This window comes from Halodesulfovibrio aestuarii DSM 17919 = ATCC 29578 (assembly GCF_000384815.1).
Taxonomy (GTDB): Bacteria; Desulfobacterota; Desulfovibrionia; order Desulfovibrionales; family Desulfovibrionaceae; genus Halodesulfovibrio; species Halodesulfovibrio aestuarii.
This window is the reverse complement of sequence record NZ_ARQF01000018.1, coordinates 47,813-65,631: the sequence shown is the minus strand read 5'-3', so window position 1 is coordinate 65,631 and position 17,819 is coordinate 47,813. Positions and strand designations below refer to the sequence as shown.

At 44.1% G+C, this 17,819-nt stretch carries 17 protein-coding genes and 2 tRNA genes; 11 read left to right on the top strand and 8 right to left on the bottom strand.

All coding sequences use genetic code 11. The annotated features are described in order from the left end of the window. Positions 1 to 38: 38 nt before the first annotated feature. The 4 genes from F461_RS0103285 to F461_RS18465 all read left to right on the top strand — a co-directional run bounded on the left by F461_RS0103285 (position 39) and on the right by F461_RS18465 (position 1,736). A complete protein-coding gene (locus tag F461_RS0103285) occupies positions 39 to 371 on the top strand; it encodes a hypothetical protein (RefSeq protein ID WP_019999730.1) in 333 nt (110 codons plus the stop codon). A 125-nt stretch (positions 372 to 496) separates the two neighbouring features. Then, positions 497 to 591 (top strand) — tRNA-Ser (locus tag F461_RS0103280). 203 nt (positions 592 to 794) lie between these two features. Next, positions 795 to 889, top strand: a tRNA-Ser gene (locus tag F461_RS0103275). A 226-nt stretch (positions 890 to 1,115) separates the two neighbouring features. Then, positions 1,116 to 1,736 (top strand): TetR/AcrR family transcriptional regulator, encoded by a 621-nt coding sequence (locus F461_RS18465; protein WP_019999729.1) that lies wholly within the window; start codon positions 1,116 to 1,118, stop codon positions 1,734 to 1,736. Between the two features lie 56 nt (positions 1,737 to 1,792). Here the strand turns inward: F461_RS18465 and F461_RS0103265 are convergent, their stop codons facing one another. Continuing rightward, on the bottom strand, positions 1,793 to 2,545 hold the full coding sequence (locus F461_RS0103265; RefSeq protein WP_019999728.1) for a hypothetical protein: 753 nt from the start codon (positions 2,543 to 2,545) through the stop codon (positions 1,793 to 1,795). Between the two features lie 401 nt (positions 2,546 to 2,946). Here F461_RS0103265 and F461_RS0103260 point away from each other — a divergent pair, with 401 nt between their 5' ends. The 6 genes from F461_RS0103260 (at position 2,947) to F461_RS0103235 (ending at position 8,701) form a co-directional block, all read left to right on the top strand. After that, positions 2,947 to 3,678 carry an amino acid ABC transporter ATP-binding protein gene (locus tag F461_RS0103260; protein ID WP_019999727.1) on the top strand — a complete coding sequence of 244 codons (732 nt, stop codon included), beginning with the start codon at positions 2,947 to 2,949 and terminating at the stop codon, positions 3,676 to 3,678. Between the two features lie 93 nt (positions 3,679 to 3,771). Further along, entirely contained in the window at positions 3,772 to 4,596 is an 825-nt protein-coding gene (locus F461_RS0103255; protein WP_019999726.1) for a transporter substrate-binding domain-containing protein, read from the top strand. Between the two features lie 121 nt (positions 4,597 to 4,717). Beyond that, positions 4,718 to 6,502: an amino acid ABC transporter permease gene (locus F461_RS0103250; protein ID WP_019999725.1), complete on the top strand. Its 1,785-nt coding sequence runs from the start codon at positions 4,718 to 4,720 to the stop codon at positions 6,500 to 6,502. Between the two features lie 226 nt (positions 6,503 to 6,728). After that, entirely contained in the window at positions 6,729 to 7,178 is a 450-nt protein-coding gene (locus F461_RS16940) for a DUF1499 domain-containing protein (RefSeq protein WP_019999724.1), read from the top strand. A 36-nt stretch (positions 7,179 to 7,214) separates the two neighbouring features. Beyond that, on the top strand, positions 7,215 to 8,204 hold the full coding sequence (locus tag F461_RS0103240; RefSeq protein WP_019999723.1) for a hypothetical protein: 990 nt from the start codon (positions 7,215 to 7,217) through the stop codon (positions 8,202 to 8,204). Next, positions 8,201 to 8,701: a universal stress protein gene (locus F461_RS0103235; RefSeq protein WP_019999722.1), complete on the top strand. Its 501-nt coding sequence runs from the start codon at positions 8,201 to 8,203 to the stop codon at positions 8,699 to 8,701. Before F461_RS0103240 ends, F461_RS0103235 begins: the two co-directional genes overlap by 4 nt. 109 nt (positions 8,702 to 8,810) lie before the next feature. Here the strand turns inward: F461_RS0103235 and purT are convergent, their stop codons facing one another. The 3 genes from purT to F461_RS0103220 form a co-directional block, all read right to left on the bottom strand. After that, the gene (gene purT / locus F461_RS0103230) at positions 8,811 to 9,992 is read right to left on the bottom strand and encodes a formate-dependent phosphoribosylglycinamide formyltransferase (protein WP_019999721.1); all 1,182 of its coding nucleotides are present in this window, start codon (positions 9,990 to 9,992) and stop codon (positions 8,811 to 8,813) included. A 223-nt stretch (positions 9,993 to 10,215) separates the two neighbouring features. Then, entirely contained in the window at positions 10,216 to 11,664 is a 1,449-nt protein-coding gene (locus F461_RS0103225; RefSeq protein WP_162139280.1) for a sensor domain-containing diguanylate cyclase, read from the bottom strand. Between the two features lie 419 nt (positions 11,665 to 12,083). Further along, positions 12,084 to 12,350: a hypothetical protein gene (locus F461_RS0103220; RefSeq protein WP_019999719.1), complete on the bottom strand. Its 267-nt coding sequence runs from the start codon at positions 12,348 to 12,350 to the stop codon at positions 12,084 to 12,086. Between the two features lie 253 nt (positions 12,351 to 12,603). Between F461_RS0103220 and F461_RS0103215 the strand changes: the two genes are divergently transcribed. Next, positions 12,604 to 12,777: a MarR family transcriptional regulator gene (locus tag F461_RS0103215; RefSeq protein ID WP_019999718.1), complete on the top strand. Its 174-nt coding sequence runs from the start codon at positions 12,604 to 12,606 to the stop codon at positions 12,775 to 12,777. A 133-nt stretch (positions 12,778 to 12,910) separates the two neighbouring features. Here the strand turns inward: F461_RS0103215 and F461_RS0103210 are convergent, their stop codons facing one another. The 4 genes from F461_RS0103210 to F461_RS0103195 all read right to left on the bottom strand — a co-directional run bounded on the left by F461_RS0103210 (position 12,911) and on the right by F461_RS0103195 (position 17,738). Beyond that, positions 12,911 to 13,639, bottom strand: coding sequence for a TIGR04282 family arsenosugar biosynthesis glycosyltransferase (locus tag F461_RS0103210; RefSeq protein WP_019999717.1), 729 nt, complete (start codon positions 13,637 to 13,639; stop codon positions 12,911 to 12,913). Positions 13,640 to 13,644: 5 nt separating this feature from the next. Beyond that, complete coding sequence (locus tag F461_RS16935; protein WP_019999716.1) at positions 13,645 to 14,373, bottom strand: TIGR04283 family arsenosugar biosynthesis glycosyltransferase; 729 nt, start codon at positions 14,371 to 14,373, stop codon at positions 13,645 to 13,647. A gap of 81 nt (positions 14,374 to 14,454) precedes the next feature. Further along, positions 14,455 to 16,884, bottom strand: a complete 2,430-nt coding sequence (locus F461_RS0103200) for a Lon protease family protein (protein ID WP_019999715.1) — start codon at positions 16,882 to 16,884, stop codon at positions 14,455 to 14,457. A 224-nt stretch (positions 16,885 to 17,108) separates the two neighbouring features. Next, on the bottom strand, positions 17,109 to 17,738 hold the full coding sequence (locus F461_RS0103195; protein ID WP_019999714.1) for a hypothetical protein: 630 nt from the start codon (positions 17,736 to 17,738) through the stop codon (positions 17,109 to 17,111). Positions 17,739 to 17,819 lie beyond the last annotated feature (81 nt).

The window sequence follows — 17,819 nt, the reverse complement described above, 5'->3', positions numbered from 1 at the left end:
GACTTCGTTAAACAATCTGCTCTGATAAAGGAATTTATATGGCTGCTACTACTGCGACTCTTGTACACCCAACCACTGGTATTCAAAAGAAAGCCCCTATTGGCTTCTCCTGGACTACATTTTTTTTCAGCTTCTTCCCTGCTGTCTTCAGAAGTGACTGGAAAAACGCAATTCTCATGCTTGTACTGTCTTGTCTCACTATGGGACTTGCAGGCCTTGTTTTCTGCTTTATCTACAACAAACGCTACGCTCTCGGACTAATCGAGAAAGGCTACGAAATCACTGATGGTGGCAAACTGACCATTGAAGAAGTAAAAGCCCGTCTTGGCATCGCTGTTCTCGAACCGGAAGCTGTAAGAGAAGCTGCCTAGCAAGGCGACCACTTGAGATAGCGACGCAACAAGTTTATGCATCATTTCTCCCACTATGGGCTCTAGAAAGTCATTTTTTACTTGCCAGTCGCTTCTCTTTTATATAGTGAGTATCTCCACATCGCGGAGAGGTGTCCGAGCCCGGCCGAAGGAGCACGATTGGAAATCGTGTGTACTAGCAAAACTGGTACCGAGAGTTCGAATCTCTCCCTCTCCGCCAGATGACTTCAAAAAAGACGTATACTGCAAAGTATGCGTCTTTTTTTATCCCCCCTCTTCACAATTTACTTCATCCAGAATGCTATGCACGTCACGGAGGGGCAATACGGGACAAAACCACTTCAACCGGTCATCAATTTAAAGTTTGTTATACTTTTTTCTTGCAAGTATGCCCCGCCTTTGATAGCAACACATTCGCAACGCGGAGAGGTGTCCGAGCCCGGCCGAAGGAGCACGATTGGAAATCGTGTGTACTAGCAAAACTGGTACCGAGAGTTCGAATCTCTCCCTCTCCGCCAGCATAAAAATATACTCCGAAGCTTAACGCTTCGGAGTTTTTTTTGTATCCTATATTTGCCAGTAAAAAGGACATGTCCAACCAGTTTTCCTTTCTACCCGCACCCCCCGCTCCCATTGCCTTCATCTCATTCTCATAACTGAAGAATTAACCTTTTGCTTGTTTTCCTTATGCCCCTTGAATCAACGCAATTGTCAGGCTATGAGTCTGGCACTAAGGAGCAAGACATGAACAACACGCTACGCACCAATCCGCAACAAGAGCGTGCGATAACGACTATCGACAAAATTCTTGAAGCTTCTAAACGCGTTTTAATTTCCGAAGGGTACGAAAAATTCACCACCAATCGCGTTGCAACTGCTTCAAGCCTTAATATCGGGACGATATATCGCTATTTTCCGGATAAAGAGAAAATCATTATTCAGCTCTACAAAAAGCGCTTAGAAGAATCTATCAGTTTTCTCACCACATACCTTGCTAATACCACCACATGGAACAGCGCTGATGAATTTTTAGGTCAACTACTTAAAGAATATATCGAAAGTCACTCTGACGAAGATCATACAATCGCAGTGGAACTAACCAAAGCAGCCGTCATGAACCAGCATATTCACGAACTGGACAAGACACATGATGAACAGACTTTTTCTCTCCTTTGTGACGCTTTAGAAGAGCGTTTTGCCCTGCACATTGAACGCAGTCTGATACAGTTTATTATAGAACTGGGACTCCATCTCGCATTAATGGTCAGCATGCAACCTAAAGGAAATCGCGCAACCACGTCAGAGCGAGCAGTAGCTACTATCATCGCAGCAGTCCACATGCTCACAACAACACCAGTCTGTTAGCAATAAAAAAAACCCGCTAGCTCTAGCGGGTTTCCTTTTTGGCAAATAACATTTGGTCATAAAAAATCTTTCCAATCTTCCTCGTGTCTTTTCGCCATGGTTGCCAGCAGCTGCTTAATCGGGGAATAAAGCATTGTACACCCAAGCCCTGTTGCAAGACCACTGAAGATAATTTCTGGATCAGGATCAATCTTAAGCAGGTTAAATGCTGTTCCACCAAGGCATGCAATGCCGATAATCAAAGCAACGTACCATGCAGCTTGTAAGCCCTGTTCTGCCCCATTTGCCAGATTAAGCAAAAACAGGCCATAAAGCCCTACAGAAAGCAAATATGCGGACAGATGAACAAACTGTGAATATGGCCCCGCATACAAAAACACACAAAGCATCGCCGTCAATACAGACCCAAGCCACATTCCAGACTGAATATTCATACCAGTCTCGTGATCAAGGCGCTTGAGCAGAAAGCACAACAGTAATCCGGAACTGAGCAGACACCCTGCCACGACTGTCCATTTAACAGGCACAAAAAAACCGGCACTAGCCATTACTGCTGCCAGAATAGCGATCCCTGCACTTACAGTATCAAACTCACCATCTTGGACAAATGCACCCAGTTCACCTAGCAACATGGCTCCAACACATCCCAGGATGCCTCCAAACGCAATAGCCGCAAACACACTACCGGCAGCATAGAATGCACTCGCGAGCAGCAATAGACATACACCCCACATCATCCAGAATGACCGACACTGTACGGCAAGAACACCACGCAGTTCGTTCCACTTTGTTCGCATTGACTGCTTCATTCGTTACCACCTCTTTCCTTTCCCATATTGAATTCGGGACTACCATATATCCTACCTACCTGCTACCACCTCTTTTTTTTGATCCCTGTATTCCTCATCAGAAATAACCGCAGCACCTTATGACATACACATGTTTTACAAGAGTGTTAAAAAACTAATATCTCATAAAAATAATCAACATATATTGAGTATTCTTTCAAAAAAAAACTTACTTTCAACTCATCACATCAAGTCAAATAACATAATACACTGTTTTATAAGACTTTGAGTGATTGACCAGATAATCGAAACAGATTAACAAATTTGTTAAACGATACTTTTTGTTTGCATTTGGTCAGCTTTTTCTGATAGCAGCGAAGACAGACTTGAATATTTTTTGTGCTATTACTTTGGAGTACTCTGTGATTCGTTTCGAACAAGTGAATAAGTGGTACGGTAGTGACCACCATGTGCTTAAAGATATTAACCTTGAAATAAAACAGGGCGAAGTAGTTGTAATATGTGGACCTTCCGGGTCTGGGAAATCAACTCTTATTCGCTGCATAAACAGGCTTGAACCCATTCAGCAAGGTAAAATTATTGTCGATGGCATGGATCTGCACAACCCACGTCTTGACCTGACAACGCTGCGCGCTGAAATCGGTTTTGTATTCCAACAGTTCAACCTGTACCCTCATATGACAGTTTTGGAAAACATTACACTTGCGCCGACAATGGTACGCAACATGCCTCGCGCTGAGGCAGACCGACTTGGCATGGAACTACTCGAAAAAGTTAATATTCCAGACAAAGCCGGAGCATTTCCTAGTCAGCTTTCCGGTGGACAGCAACAGCGTGTTGCAATTGCCCGCGGGCTTGCTATGAAACCGAAAATCATGCTTTTTGATGAACCTACGTCCGCCCTTGATCCTGAAATGATCAATGAGGTTCTTGACGTAATGAAAGCACTTGCCCGCGAAGGGATGACCATGGCGTGCGTGACGCACGAAATGGGATTTGCCCGTGAAGTTGCCGATCGCGTTATCTTCATGGATGATGGGTTGTTAGTTGAAGAGAACACGCCACATGAGTTCTTCAACAATCCACAAAACGACCGTAGTAAAGAGTTTTTAAGCAAAATTCTATCTCACTAGCAGAAACCCTGCTTGCAATTTTGCTTTTTTGTCATTCTGGAGGCCTACCGCTTTTCGCGGTAAAAATTAGTACACCGAAACTGGGAGTTGTACATGCGTATTAGTAGAGTTCTTGCTTTAACTTTAGCTCTTGTAATGATTGCATCCATTGCATTTGCCGGCCCTTCGTATGATCGTATCATGAAAGATAAGAAAATCCGTATCGGAGTCATGACCGACTCCATCCCTGGCGCATTCTTTAATGACAAAGGTGAATGGGGAGGATTTGACTACGATGTGGCTACCGAGCTTGCAAAACGCCTTGGCGTTGAGATCGAACGCGTAAAAGTGAATAACAAAACTCGTATCGCTTTTATTCAGCAGGGTCGCATAGATGCATCTGTAGCAAACATGACTCACACCCGCGAACGTGAAAAATCTATTGATTTTTCCATTACTTACTTCTTTGATGGTCAGAAAGTTCTTGCTAAGTCAGGCAAATATAAAACTCTTGCTGACATGAAAGACAAAAAAATTGCCACCATGCAGGGCACTACTTCTGAAATCAACGTAAAACGTGCTCTTAAGGCTCTGGGCGTTGCCGACCCTGCTGCACACGTTATTTCTTTCCAGAAAGAATCTGAGTGCTTCCAGGCCCTCCAGATGGGTCGCGTAGCAGGCTGGTCCACTGACGCAACCATTCTTCTTGGTTACGCATCCAAGACTCCTGGCCAATTTGAACTCGTTGGTGATTTCCTTTCCGACGAGCCATACGGCATCGGTCTTCCACAAAACGATTCCCAGTTGCGTAACTCTGTAAACGCTGCGCTTCAGGATATGTGGCGTGACGGCACCTACATGACCATTTACAATAAATGGTACGGTGCAGACACTCCTTTTGCTATGCCAATGTCAGGTTCCATCGAGCTCTGGCCATAGCCGTCTGATCTATTGATCATTATTCGTACGTCCGGTTTACGCCGGACGTACGTTTTATCGCTGTCCTACAGCAGTAAAATACTTAGACGCTGTATTTACTTGATAAAAGGTTTGTTATTTCATGCTACGCTATTGGTTGGAAAAAGTTTGGGTTCAAAACACAGTTCTTGCTGTGGTCGGCATTATCAGCCTCTATTACTGGGGCTGGGTCTTCGATTTCGGGTACGATTTTCAGTGGCCGATTCTCTTCACCGTCAACAAGACCTATCAAATAAATTTTGGTGTTGAGATTTTAAAAGGTCTTTGGCTTACCGCTAAAATTACCCTTATCAGTTCTCTCATCGGTATTTCGCTTGGTACAGCCCTCGGCCTTGCACGCCTCTCGGACTTTAAGCCTCTGAACTGGACAGCCACATGTATTGTGGAATTTTTCCGCAACACACCGCTGCTTGTAATTCTGTTCTTTTTCTACTTTGCGTTTCCACAGGCGCTTCCTGAAGCAGGAAGGGAACTTCTTTTTGAAACACAATTTGAATTCTGGACTGCCACTTTTGCTGTCGGCTTATACACCAGTGCGTTCATGGCGGAAGTCATCCGCGCAGGTCTCCAGTCCATCCCCAAAGGATTGCTGGAAGCTGCCTATTCCTCCGGCCTCACCTACGTACAAGTGCTGCGCAAAGTCATCCTTCCTCTTGCATTCCGTGAAATCATTCCACCACTTGGCAGCGAATTTCTTAACAACATGAAGAACACCTCCCTTGCTATGGTGGTTGGGGTTGCTGACCTTACATGGCAGGCCCAGCAGGTAGAGGCTCTAACCTTTAAAGGCTTTGAAGCAACTACAGCTGCATCAGTATTGTATCTTTCCTTCTCACTCATTATCGCTTTTGTGATCAATGGAGTGGACGGACGTATTCGCGCTTCCAGTAAAGGCAAGAACAGTCTTCCTGTAATGTTTATCAACATGCTTCTCATTCCTGTTTCCTGCCTGAACAAAATTTTATTTCATCCCGCCGGACGGTTCCTGCGGCAACGACGCAGACAAAAAATGCACGCGGGAGTTACGGTCAATACAAGCCAGTTAATTCTCAAAAAACTATATGTGATGCTTGTACTTATCAGTAAGGGAGCATTTCTCGCCATACTCGCCGGTCTGCTATTCTCTCTTGCAAAAGGTTTCTACAGTTTTGACTGGTCAGTAATCTTCAAAGAACTTCCAACAATGCTGGTATGGCAGTTCCCGAACGCAACAGGTGATGACCTCTTTATGGGGCTGGGCGGCTTCTCTCTGTCCTTCATCATTGCCATTGTTGCCATCTTCGCAAGCTTTTTTATCGGGCTTGTTGTTGGACTTGGCAGAAGCTCTACAAACCGTATCTTCCGAATTCCAAGTCTGCTCTATATTGAGCTTATCCGAGGCAACCCGCTGATTATCGTAATTTATTGGGTATACTTCCTCATTCCAGTTCTTTTTGACAGCTTCATCAACACAGTTTGGTCTGCATCCATTGCGCTTACACTCTTTACAGCAGCATACCTCGCAGAAATTGTACGAGGCGGCATCCAAAACATTCCTCCGGGACAAGTTGAAGCGGCATTCTCATCCGGTCTTTCCTACTGGCAGACAATGCGGAAAATTATTCTTCCACAAGCTCTGAAACAAATGATTCCGCCAATTGTCGGACTGTTCATTGCTATATTTAAAGATACCTCGCTTGTTACTGTTCTAGGGGTAATGGAACTGACCTCGGTAACCAAGGCACTCGACAACCGTCTGATGATCGCATCGATGGAACTATGGACAACAGCAGCGGTTCTGTACTTTGTACCATGTTTGCTCATGTCCAAGTACGCAAAGCATCTTGAACTGAAGCTCTCTCCAGAGCAGGTCAATTTGAAAATGTAATCTTCATTTGCTGTAGTACGCTGAGCGCCTCACAATAGTCGTTGTGAGGCGCTTTTTTATTTTCAAATGAAAAGAGAGAGAAAAAGTCTTAACTAACGTTAGTCGCGTTCTTCTGTTGATTACTTTATGAATTATGCACCTTTTTGCCTTCTTTCATTTGCCCTGCTCCACGGACATGGCACAATACGCACTCAGACAACTGATAGTTTTTACAGGCAGGAGAGCCATGCGATTTCGTTCTATTTTCAGCAGTTCAACCAAAGACAGTAACTACACCGCCACCACTCTAGACAAGACTGTAGCAATGGACACGTCCGATGAAGTTCTTTCCCCTTGTCCGATTTCTCCCAATTGCGTTTGCAGTAAACTGCCACAAAGCGACAGTCACTACATAGAACCACTTGTTCCCACGGCAAGTACTCTTTCAATATTTCCAATGCTTGTAGACTATGTTCAACAACTCCCCAAAGCTGAGTTGGAAGAAAAAGCAAGCCACTATGTCCACGTTAGCATCCGTTCCATGTTTTTTGGATTTACAGATGATCTGGAGCTATTTTTTGCTGGAGACAAAATCCATGTTCGATCTGCGTCTCGAAGCGGTTGGTATGATTTCGGAGTAAACCGCAGGCGGGTCGAGGCTATCCGGCGTTACATGGAAAATAAACTTGAAGGTTAAATTCGTTTTATCACTCTATTTACACTGGACAACTGTATGGAAAAAAGTGCCTACGACATTCTCAAGCACTACATGCCTACATTTCCACGCAAGCATGCAGGTAAGATTATTACCAATACTACAGAATTCATGTCCATTGATTATGGTGATGTAATGTATCTTGATGGTAAGCATTATCTTGTGAACAAAAACCTGTCAGAACGTCGTTTCGGATTAGAGGATCCAAAGTATTGGGTAAAACGATGTAAAGAGCTTGAAACAGGAAAACACCAGATAATCAAATTGGAATTTTATGAGAAGTTTGACATTTCAATAGGAACCATCCGGTCCAGCTGCTACCGAAGTCCGCGCAAGGAATCACGAATTCTCAAGTTAGTTGATGGAGATATGCGGTTTATGCAAGGCAAAACCGTTCTGGATGAAAAAGGAAATTGTGTCAGAATATTAGACATCATTTACGGATCAGAACTGGATGTGGCTCTTGATCATCTTCCGGTATCACATGAAGAATACTTCAACACCATCTTTCCTGACTACTTCGCAAAATTTATTGGTGCCGTAAAAGCGATTGCGCACCTGCATCTAAATCATGAACAACATGGTGATATCCGGCGTGATCACCTACTCATAGAGTCCGACACAAAAAACTGGCGGTGGATTGACTTTGACTACGCATTCGGACTGCGCGAAAACCCTTTCGCTCTGGATTTATTCGGGCTGGGGAGCATTCTATTACTCCTAGTGGGGCAACGGGAAATAACAGCCCAACAGATTGGAACATTGGAACAATCACAGACAGAAGCCGTAACAGCTGAGGATATGGCACTCGCAATGCCGTATCGTCTTGCAAACATTCAAAAACGATACCCATACATTCCCGACACACTGAACAACATTTGCATGCATTTTTCAGCAAAAAATAGTGTTTTTTATTCATCAGTTACCGAGTTTGTAAGCGCGTTACTTACATGTTTTCACGAACTCCCCGTATTTAAGTCAGCCCGTAGGAGGTATCCTGAAGTATGAACATCTACAATATTCTTGTGGCATTTGATTCTTCCAAACCTTCTTTTGAAGCTGTGGAATACACCGCCAGAATGATTCGATCAATTCCGGACGTTCTTGTAACGCTGCTCTTTATCGAACGGCTACCGGACAAGGATCTATTTGAATCTGAAGCTCTCTGGCGTGCAGAATGCGCTGAACTGGTCGTCGAGTATAAAAGGAAACTTGCCAAAGCTCGCGGATTGCTTCTCAGCAATAACATTCATAAAAAAGCAATTAATGAAGAATATATCATCAGTTGCAGTTCACCTTTTGAAGACGCAAAAGTATGTACAACCGGAGAATCGATAGCTCAGGATATTCTTGCTATCCAGGAAGAAGGAAACCATGGAACCGTAGTTATTGGCCGTCGCGGAATCAGCAAAGAAGAAGAATTTCTCTTTGGAAGTGTTTCAGCAGAACTCCTCCGCAAGTTCACAAAATGCGCTCTATGGGTGGTCAGCTCTAACTGTGACTAATAAAACTCATGCCACCTGCGCCTGACACCGTTACAGTATGCAGACATACTAGGGTGTGTTCCTCGGTTCCCGCGTTGAGAACGTAGAAACACACCCTAGGCATATTCACTTAAAAAGTCACAGTAACGGCTGAAGAAGCGCGTTTTGCTTTTACTTTTGCCTTTTCAATATCCTCATCAAGGGCAAGAGCCACACCGAGACGACGACGTCCGTGCACTTCAGCTTTACCAAAAAGAAGAAGCTGCGTTTCCGGCTCACTCAACGCTTTATCCAATCCTGAGAAAGTTGCGCCTGTGCCATTTCCTTCTACCAGAACAACACTGGACGCCGCAGCACCACGTTGAACGATTTCCGGAATCGGAAGCCCGAGAATTGCACGAGCATGCAGAGCAAATTCACTGAGATTCTGCGAGATCACAGTCACAAGACCTGTATCGTGAGGACGCGGTGAAACCTCACTAAAAATAACCTCATCGCCCTTCACAAAAAGTTCCACCCCGAAAATACCAAACCCGCCCAATGCATCTGTCACTGTGCGAGCGATTTCCCGTGCACGATCTAACGCAATGGCGGACATAGGTTGTGGCTGCCATGACATCCGGTAGTCTCCATCTTCCTGATAGTGGCCTATCGGGTTGCAGAAACTGGTGCCTCCAGCATGACGCACAGTCAGCAGCGTAATTTCGTAGTCAAACGTTACAAAGCCTTCTATAATAATTCGCCCGCCACCGGTACGCCCACCTTCCTGCGAGTATTTCCACGCGGAAGTAATATCTGCTTCAGTTTTGACGGTGCTCTGCCCTTTGCCGGAAGAACTCATAACGGGCTTAACAACGCAAGGCATACCTACTTCTGCAACAGCAGTGCGGTACTCTTCTTCGGTATCTGCAAAACGGTAAGGGGACGTCGGCACACCAAGATCTTCTGCGGCTAAACGACGAATACCTTCCCGGTTCATGGTGAGCCAAGTCGCCTTAGCAGTTGGAACTATTGTTACACCTTCTTTTTCAAGATCAAGAAGGGTATCAGTTGCAATCGCTTCAATTTCAGGAACGATTAAATCAGGCTGTTCCTTTTCCACTACATCCCGCAACGCTTTACTATCAAGCATGTTGATAGCATAAGAACGATGAGCAATCTGCATGGCGGGAGCATTCTCATAACGGTCAACCGCAACAACTTCCGCACCAAGGCGCATTGCCTCAATGGCTACTTCCTTGCCCAGCTCGCCCGAGCCGAGTAACAAAATTTTGGTTGCAGAATGAGTTAAGGGGGTTCCAATAGATGCCATGTCGCTGCTCCTGTCAAATTTGGGAATCACTATGACTATATTTACGGGTACACAATGCACCTTTTCTGCGGGGGTTTGTCATACTTTTTTACCTGTTGCAAGGGAGTGTCTGAAGTTGTCTCATTACTTCTCACAGCCCTTACCTCCACAGACAGCATATAAAAAAAGAGAATAATGAAAAACTGATCATCAGCCTCTATCTAGTACTATTTTTTATTAAAACTTACACAGTAATATCGCTGGTCTCAGCCTGCATGATATTGTGTTTTTTTCTTTCCTTCTTTGCATCATACATAGCTACATCTGCACGTTTCATCAAATCATCTGGCCCTGTGACATCCCTGCTCCAGCCTGCAATTCCAATGCTGGCTTTCACATACACGTTGCTGCCGCACTCCAAAACGACAGGAGACTCATCAAACGCTGTAAGAATGTCAGCAGCAATCTCTTTCGCCTTATCGCTAGTTCGCATATTCTCCAGAAGGATAACGTATTCATCTCCTCCTATTCGGGCAACCGTATCTGTAAACCGCACCTTTTTGCGAAGCACTGACGCAACATGCCGCAACACAATATTACCTGATTCATGCCCGTAACGATCATTCACAAATTTAAAATCGTCCAAATCAAGATACAGAATATAAAACGGAATATTACTAATTTTGGAACTCTCACAGGCTTTTTCAAGCTTAGCAAATATATTTGGCAGGTTTGCAAGTCCAGTCAACCAATCCTGACGTGCCTGAACTTCCAATTCCTCCCGATGCATTCTGTTCCGTTGAATAAAAAGTAACCCAGACCATAAGGTAACACCTGTTAATGTGGAGAGAATGCCCCACCCCCACGCACAAATAGTAAAAAGAGTCTTTTTCATAGCAGCTAGTTTTTCAATAGTTACATGCTGCATGACAACCCAGTGATACGGGCTGACAACAACGGGCGGAGATGCCTGCCCACCTTTGTCAATTTTAGGAGAAACAGAGAAAACCGGATTTACAGTTGCCCATGTAAACAACCCATCCCTATTTTGAACCTGACCGGAAAGATCCTGCTGCACTAACTTCCAGATAACAGGATACTGTGCTCCAAACATTTTTCCACGGAGTTTCTTCTCATCCTTTTCAAACATAAATGCCCAGCAAACATTCTTATCATCAGAAACAAGCCAGAAGCCTTTATTATTAAGTAGCATCGCGTTGCTCATAACATCCGAGGTTATCTCAAGAAAATGTGCCAGCATCTTCGCTGCATAAAAATTAAGAACAACAAATCCGCTTCGCTCTCCGCTGTCATTAAAAACCGGAGTCACAAAACGGATAACGGGAACATAGGGTACTTCAATTTTTTTATTTTCTATATTGAGATCAAGCGGGGAAACATACACTTCACCAAACCCTAGACGCTGAGATTTTTTAAAATATCCACGATGAGCCTTTGACTGTAATCCTTTTTCAGGAACCACACGCAGCCTTCCCTGTTCGCGATTGATACGAATAATCTCATCCCCCTGTACATTCAACAGACGAACCTGACCATACTCAGGCTTGTTTTCAGCAAAAGTGTACAGTATGCGCAACGCAACGTCTTTATACAGACTTGCCTTGTTCCTTTGATATGAAATAATACCTGCGAGAACACGTACATCTGCAAAAGGAACATTGAAGGACCTCATCAAGCTCGCTTTTCGTATACTTACAGATCTGTTCTGATCTACCCGTAAAAGCTCTTCTTTGTTCTCAACCTTATCGTGATATACTGCAGAGATCACAAAAAAAATCGCATAACAAAAAATTGCAAGTATAGGAAAAAACAGTTTTAACGAACGAGTTGTTAATAGCCCACTCATATATCCCCACAAAAATGTCTAACCAACGCTACGTACACCATAAGAATACGTTACGCAGGTACCGATTGATATAGCAACGTAACTAGTGATTACAAAAATGACTCTTGCAGACGTAACTATCATCGTGTTTTTACCACATATAAAATAGAAAGAGATAGCAAAGCAAAACAGAATGCTAAACGAGGAAAAGACCGACTCACACGGCAAGTCAGTCTTTTTTTTGCTACTGTTAAAAACAGTTTTTCTTATAAAAACCAAAGTAAAAAATCATTCTTTGAAAAATCTGCAACTAAGAAGAATAACGCAAAGAAAAGCTGCATAATAATAACAAGAACATACAGAACGAGTTCTTCAGAGCGCTTAATTTTTTCAATAAAACGGGATTCACCATCAGCGATATCGCGTATTGCCCACAGCAAGAACATAACCCCGACGCCCCACTGCCAGTTAAAAATAATGCAAAGTAACGCGAAAAGCAGTGCGCATATAGTACGCCATCTCTGTGCTAACATATTCCGCTCCCTTCTTTCCTGCCGAACATGCAGGGCTTTGGCTCAATTACTGGGTAATAGAACTATAGTACCTCCCTGTTCGTCTTTCGGGCAACCAAAATAAGTTGTTATTCTTTACTATATGCATAGTTATACAAAAAATACTCGATCTGTACCTATCAGAACAAGTTAGTTTTTTTTGACTATATTTATTGACAGCACACCACCTTATCGATAATAGGAATCTATACTAAATAAACATCAGGAGTTTCCCATGGAAGCTAACGTTCTTGAAGCAATGAAAAACGCAGGTAAACCTGTCCGCCCAGGTGAAGTAGCAGAAGTATTGGGTGTTGATAGTAAGGAAGTATCCAAAGCAATAAAAAAACTGAAGGAAGCTGGTAAGATTCACTCTCCCAAGCGTTGCTACTACGCTCCTACAGAATAATCTCTTTGCCTTATCGTGAGTGTCCTGCCAAAGTTCCTTCCCCACTTTGTCTGCACCGCAAGACGCCTAACGGCAAAAAAATAGCCTATGTCATAACTGACATAGGCTATTTCCATTTTTAGTCTAAAACACTCTACTCTTCGTCAAACCGACAGTGTGTTGGCAAGTCAACGTCAAATTGACGGATCAGGTCTGAATGCTCACGTAAAATTGCGAATGTGGAGGACTTACGGAAGGAACTGTTACGGTTGGTTCTGAACAACAAGTTCAAATCCCAGATTGTATCAACATCATTCCAGTCCGGCAGACGAATAAGTTCAAGACCGGCATTCTGCATTTTGGAAAGGGTTGCACGATACACATCGCGTGTTGACCAAGGTATTTCGTCGAACACTTCAGGAATAAAAGTGTCCTTTCTGAAACCGATCAGGTAGTACCCACCGTCGTATGAAGGACCTACAGCTGCATCTTGCATATCAAGATCTAAAAACGCTTTCGTGATCAGTTCCGGTGGGAAATCAGGTATATCACTACCGATGATAATCACACGCCGGAACCCTTCGTCAAAAGCGGACTGCATGGCATGCTTCATACGCGCACCAATGTCATCCCCTTTCTGTTCGCGATATTCGTACTGAGATCCAAGCCAGCTTTTAAAGTTCTTTCCCGAGCCGTTTGTTCCGTATGGAGCGTAGCAAATACGAAGTTGCGAATCTACCGTCTCAAATCCTTTGAGCATGTCCTGTACAAAGTTACGGTACAATGAGGTAGCAACATCTTCGCCAACAACTTTGGCAAGTCGTGTTTTAACATTGCCGTGCTCCGGATATTTAATGAAAAAAAGAATACATGTGTCGGTCATTAAAGCTACCCCTTCATGGCGCGATACCAATTCGAAAGTGTTTGAGCAGAAACGCCTGCCCCGTATAATAAACGCAACAGCACGTTGCGTAACGTACATTTATATATGCCTTCCGTTTCCCATCTGCGGGCAGACGTAGAAACCGGGGAATTGATAATTACGACAGGTTCGTTACGTCCACGAATCCTGCGCATTATATCCACATCTTCCATAAGTGGAATGGGAGCATATCCTGAAAGCTCTTCAAAATATGTTCGAACAAAAAACTGTGCCTGATCCCCGTACGGAGTACGGGTTAGCCTGTTACGCCAATTGGCCAGCATACTTACAAGATATAAGAACCTGCTATCGCTGGCAATAGAGAGGGTAAAAGCCCCCGCCTTTGCACTAGATTTTGCAGGAGTGCTCTTTTCAAATACGTTACGGATCAAATCAAAAGCACGGACAGGAAGTACCGTATCTGCATGCAAAAACAACAAAACATCACCTGTAGCCCGTGCTGCACCGGCGTTCATCTGCACAGCACGCCCCTGAGGAGATTTCACAGAAATGACTCCAACATGCTTAATAGCTGCAAGCGTTGTTGCTTCCGGATCTCCATCCGCAACGATAACTTCCACAGCAGGAGGAACGTCTGCTTCTGCCGCGCGCTGAAATACATGCGCGATGCGTTCATTAATACCGGCGGCTTCATGCCACACTGGTATAACTACACTTACAGAAAATGAATCCATACATCCTCAGAAACAATACATGTATAGCTATAGTACATACACGGCACAACGCCCGCAAGCCGTGCCTTACAATAGCACAGACTACTTTTTATTCTGTTTGTAGGCATGGGTAGCCAGACGGCCAAGCTCCTTAAGACGTCTGTCGACACGATCAAAGAGAGAATCCTTGGTGAAAGAACCGTCTTTGCGTCTGGAACCACATTTCATACCAGTAAGCAGTTCCAGAGCCTCTTCAATGTACGTCACTGGATAAATGCTGAAGAGTCCCTCTTCCACCTTGTCAGCAATCTCGCGTTTCAGCATGAGCTGATCCACATTGTCTTTAGGCATAATAACGCCCTGTAGCCCCGTAAGGCCACGACGTGAACAAATATCGAAGTACCCCTCAATCTTGCGGGTAACACCGCCCACAGCGAGGATCTCACCACTTTGAGAAACGGCACCGGTGAAAGCAAGCGATTGGGACAATGGGACCTCTGCAAGTGCGGAAAGCAACGCAGCAAGTTCGGCACCGGAGGCAGAGTCACCTTCAACACCGGCATATCCCTGCTCAAAATATAACGAGCCGGTCAACACCAGCGGCTTATTGTGTGCAAACATACCAATGAGGTAACTCTTCAAGATCATCATCGCTTTAGTATGAATAGGCCCACTCAGCTCTGCTTCGCGTTCGAGGTCAATAACCCCGCCGTGTCCTACGCCAACTGTAGACGCTATCTGATGCGGTAAACCAAACTCAAAATCACCATACATGGACACGGAAAGTCCGTTAACACGGCCAATCTTTTCGCCATGAGTGGTAACTTTAATCAAGTCACGATCATATTCTTCAAAGAATAATTCTTCGTACAGATTATTCCGGTAATGACGTGTAACGAGTGTCTTGTGAACAACAGCCCCATCCACGGCTTTTTTCTTATCCATGGATGCCAGCGCAGATGCTTCAATCATAATCTCCCTAATCAAGGGAAACTTAAGAGAAAGACGGGTCTGATCTTCAACAATGCGTGAACCGTAGTCGATAACTTCTGCCATGGCCTCTTTAGTGAACGGCAATAAGTCACCATCATCAATAATGCCTGCCATACGATGCAGGTAAACTGCATAGCCTTCTTTGTCTCGCAGCATTGCATCATTGAGATGGGCTTTGATCTTAAACAGTTTTGGGAAACGATCATCAGATTCCAGCAACTGTTCATAAATTTCTTCAGCGCCTATCAAGATAACTTTAAGATCAAGCAAAAGCGGTTCAGGTTCTATACCTTTTGTTTTGGTTGCTTCCTGCCCTTCTTCTGTATCTTCAATACGAACCATGCCGGAACGCAACGCGCGCATAAGTCCTTCCCATGAACCACTCTGAGAAAGAATATCTTCTATATGCAACAGCAGGAACCCGCCATTTGCCTGATGCAATGAACCGGATTTAATAAGAGAAAAGTCTGTAATCAACGCACCCATTTCAGCTTCACGCTCAATACAACCAAGAAGGTTTGTCACTGTAGGGTGATCATCAAGAATAATCGGTGCACCCTTTGTTTCTGAATGGTCGACAAAGACGTTAATCTCATATGGGGCAGTAGCATCTTCCGGATGCTGTTGCTGCAGAGCCTCCGGCAAAGAAAGAGGAGCATTGGAAGGTTCTTTCGGCAGCAACGCCTCCACATGCTCTAAAATATCTTCCTTGGCAGCATTGAAAAACCCAGTAAGAGTCTCACTATGACAACACTCTTCATATTCTTTAATTACCGGCTGCAGCAACTCTTCAAGAACTTCAGTGGTCAGTTCTTTATCTAAATTTTGCTCTTTAGTACGAAGCGCCTGCTCTGCATTATTCATATTGCGCAGCAAGGTGTTCAAAGCCTGCAACAGCTTATCACCCTTATTTTTAAGGCTTTTTTTCAATGCTTCGTCAATACGTTCGAACTCTTCTTCTGAAAGACGCTTTCCATCGATAAGCGGGTACAGTGTGATGCTGCCCTGCTCATCCAGATCCATATGGAATCCTTCTTTTCCAGCAATAGAATCCATCTCTTTAAACAAAGCATCCCGCTCGTCTGCAAACTGCTCCATGATGATGGTACGTTTTTTCAGATAGCTGTCACTTTCAAAACGCTTAGGAAGTTCCTTTCGCACATTTGCGATGGCCTGAGAAAAATCCTGCTTAAGAGCACGCCCTTTACCCGCTGGTACAGTAAGCAGAATCGGTGCATCGGGATCGTCAAAATTATTCACGTACAGCATATCTGGCGGAACAGGCAACGCCTGCGCCTTTTCACGCAAGAATTCTTGTAACATGTAGTTACGGCCAAGGTTGGCACAACCTGCCAAAAAGATGTTGTAGCCGTTATCTTTAATATGCAAAGCAAGTTCAAGTGCCTGCATCGCACGAGGTTGTGGTGCATGAACAAAGCTCACATCTAGCTTAATATCGTTGCTGCTTTTGTATGGAATATGAGAAAGCGCAAGTTTAGCGCGTAGTTTTTTGGCAGGAAGAGGCCGGATCTTGCTCATGATGCTCCAGTTATGATCGGTAACTGATTTGAAATTTAGATAATTATGGACTGGTACTGAAATAACATACACCTGATCACAAAGTCACGTGCAGTACCAATTGTAAACATACCTGTTTGATATTTGAATGTCACTAGAGAGAGTTCATTTCACAGAAAAAGGTACGGCACTCTAAACAAGAGCACCGCACCGTTCATGAATATTTTTTTCTAACCAGACAAGATTTATTGGCGGTCAGTGGCCATGGCACTCTTGAACTGCACCACATTAGTGCCAGCACCTTTCTGGTAATAGAAATTCTGATCAAACGATGCTTGCCGCATCACACTTATAAGCTTTTCAGCATCCGTCGTATGATAAAAGACACCGTTATAAAAGGCCAAATACCCTGTCGTTAGATCAGACTGAAGCACTTTCTCAGCATTGCCAATAATGCACTTGTAAGAATTGGCAGACAATCCACCCCAATCTGCTGCGTGCATCCCTTCGCAAGAGCCCATACAAAGAACGGGGGCTTCCCCAAGAAGTTTCTTAAATGGCTCAAGAAGCTTTTGCAATTCACTCCAGGAGACATATTCACCACTTGTTAACCCGATACCTGTTTTGTTTCCATGCATACTCAAATGAATTATCGGGTATGGATTTACACCTCCCTGCAATTTCTTTCTCAGCACCAGTTCTTCCAATGCCTGACCTAGCGCATACGTGAACATTTCCTTATTTAATGCCAAAAAATATTCACATGGAATACGAATTGAGGTTAGTGCATCGCGCAACCCAGTTGCAATACTACGACCATTGCACAAATCCATCGGTGACTGCGAGTCAACAACATACACAAAGTAATTATACATGTTCGCTCCATAATTCTATACGTTGTATGAAGAAGCCCAGAGCAACAATAAAGTCACTCTGAGCTTCTATTATGGGGTGGG

Bases quoted from the DNA above. Each gene is read 5' to 3' on its own strand.
- F461_RS0103285 (WP_019999730.1), top strand. From the start codon at position 39: ATGGCTGCTACTACTGCGACTCTTGTACACCCAACCACTGGTATTCAA.
- F461_RS18465 (WP_019999729.1), top strand. From the start codon at position 1,116: ATGAACAACACGCTACGCACCAATCCGCAACAAGAGCGTGCGATAACG.
- F461_RS0103265 (WP_019999728.1), bottom strand. From the start codon at position 2,545: ATGAAGCAGTCAATGCGAACAAAGTGGAACGAACTGCGTGGTGTTCTT.
- F461_RS0103255 (WP_019999726.1), top strand. From the start codon at position 3,772: ATGCGTATTAGTAGAGTTCTTGCTTTAACTTTAGCTCTTGTAATGATT.
- F461_RS0103250 (WP_019999725.1), top strand. From the start codon at position 4,718: ATGCTACGCTATTGGTTGGAAAAAGTTTGGGTTCAAAACACAGTTCTT.
- F461_RS16940 (WP_019999724.1), top strand. From the start codon at position 6,729: ATGCGATTTCGTTCTATTTTCAGCAGTTCAACCAAAGACAGTAACTAC.
- F461_RS0103240 (WP_019999723.1), top strand. From the start codon at position 7,215: ATGGAAAAAAGTGCCTACGACATTCTCAAGCACTACATGCCTACATTT.
- F461_RS0103235 (WP_019999722.1), top strand. From the start codon at position 8,201: ATGAACATCTACAATATTCTTGTGGCATTTGATTCTTCCAAACCTTCT.
- purT (WP_019999721.1), bottom strand. From the start codon at position 9,992: ATGGCATCTATTGGAACCCCCTTAACTCATTCTGCAACCAAAATTTTG.
- F461_RS0103225 (WP_162139280.1), bottom strand. From the start codon at position 11,664: ATGAGGTCCTTCAATGTTCCTTTTGCAGATGTACGTGTTCTCGCAGGT.
- F461_RS0103220 (WP_019999719.1), bottom strand. From the start codon at position 12,350: ATGTTAGCACAGAGATGGCGTACTATATGCGCACTGCTTTTCGCGTTA.
- F461_RS0103215 (WP_019999718.1), top strand. From the start codon at position 12,604: ATGGAAGCTAACGTTCTTGAAGCAATGAAAAACGCAGGTAAACCTGTC.
- F461_RS0103210 (WP_019999717.1), bottom strand. From the start codon at position 13,639: ATGACCGACACATGTATTCTTTTTTTCATTAAATATCCGGAGCACGGC.
- F461_RS16935 (WP_019999716.1), bottom strand. From the start codon at position 14,373: ATGGATTCATTTTCTGTAAGTGTAGTTATACCAGTGTGGCATGAAGCC.
- F461_RS0103200 (WP_019999715.1), bottom strand. From the start codon at position 16,884: ATGAGCAAGATCCGGCCTCTTCCTGCCAAAAAACTACGCGCTAAACTT.
- F461_RS0103195 (WP_019999714.1), bottom strand. From the start codon at position 17,738: ATGTATAATTACTTTGTGTATGTTGTTGACTCGCAGTCACCGATGGAT.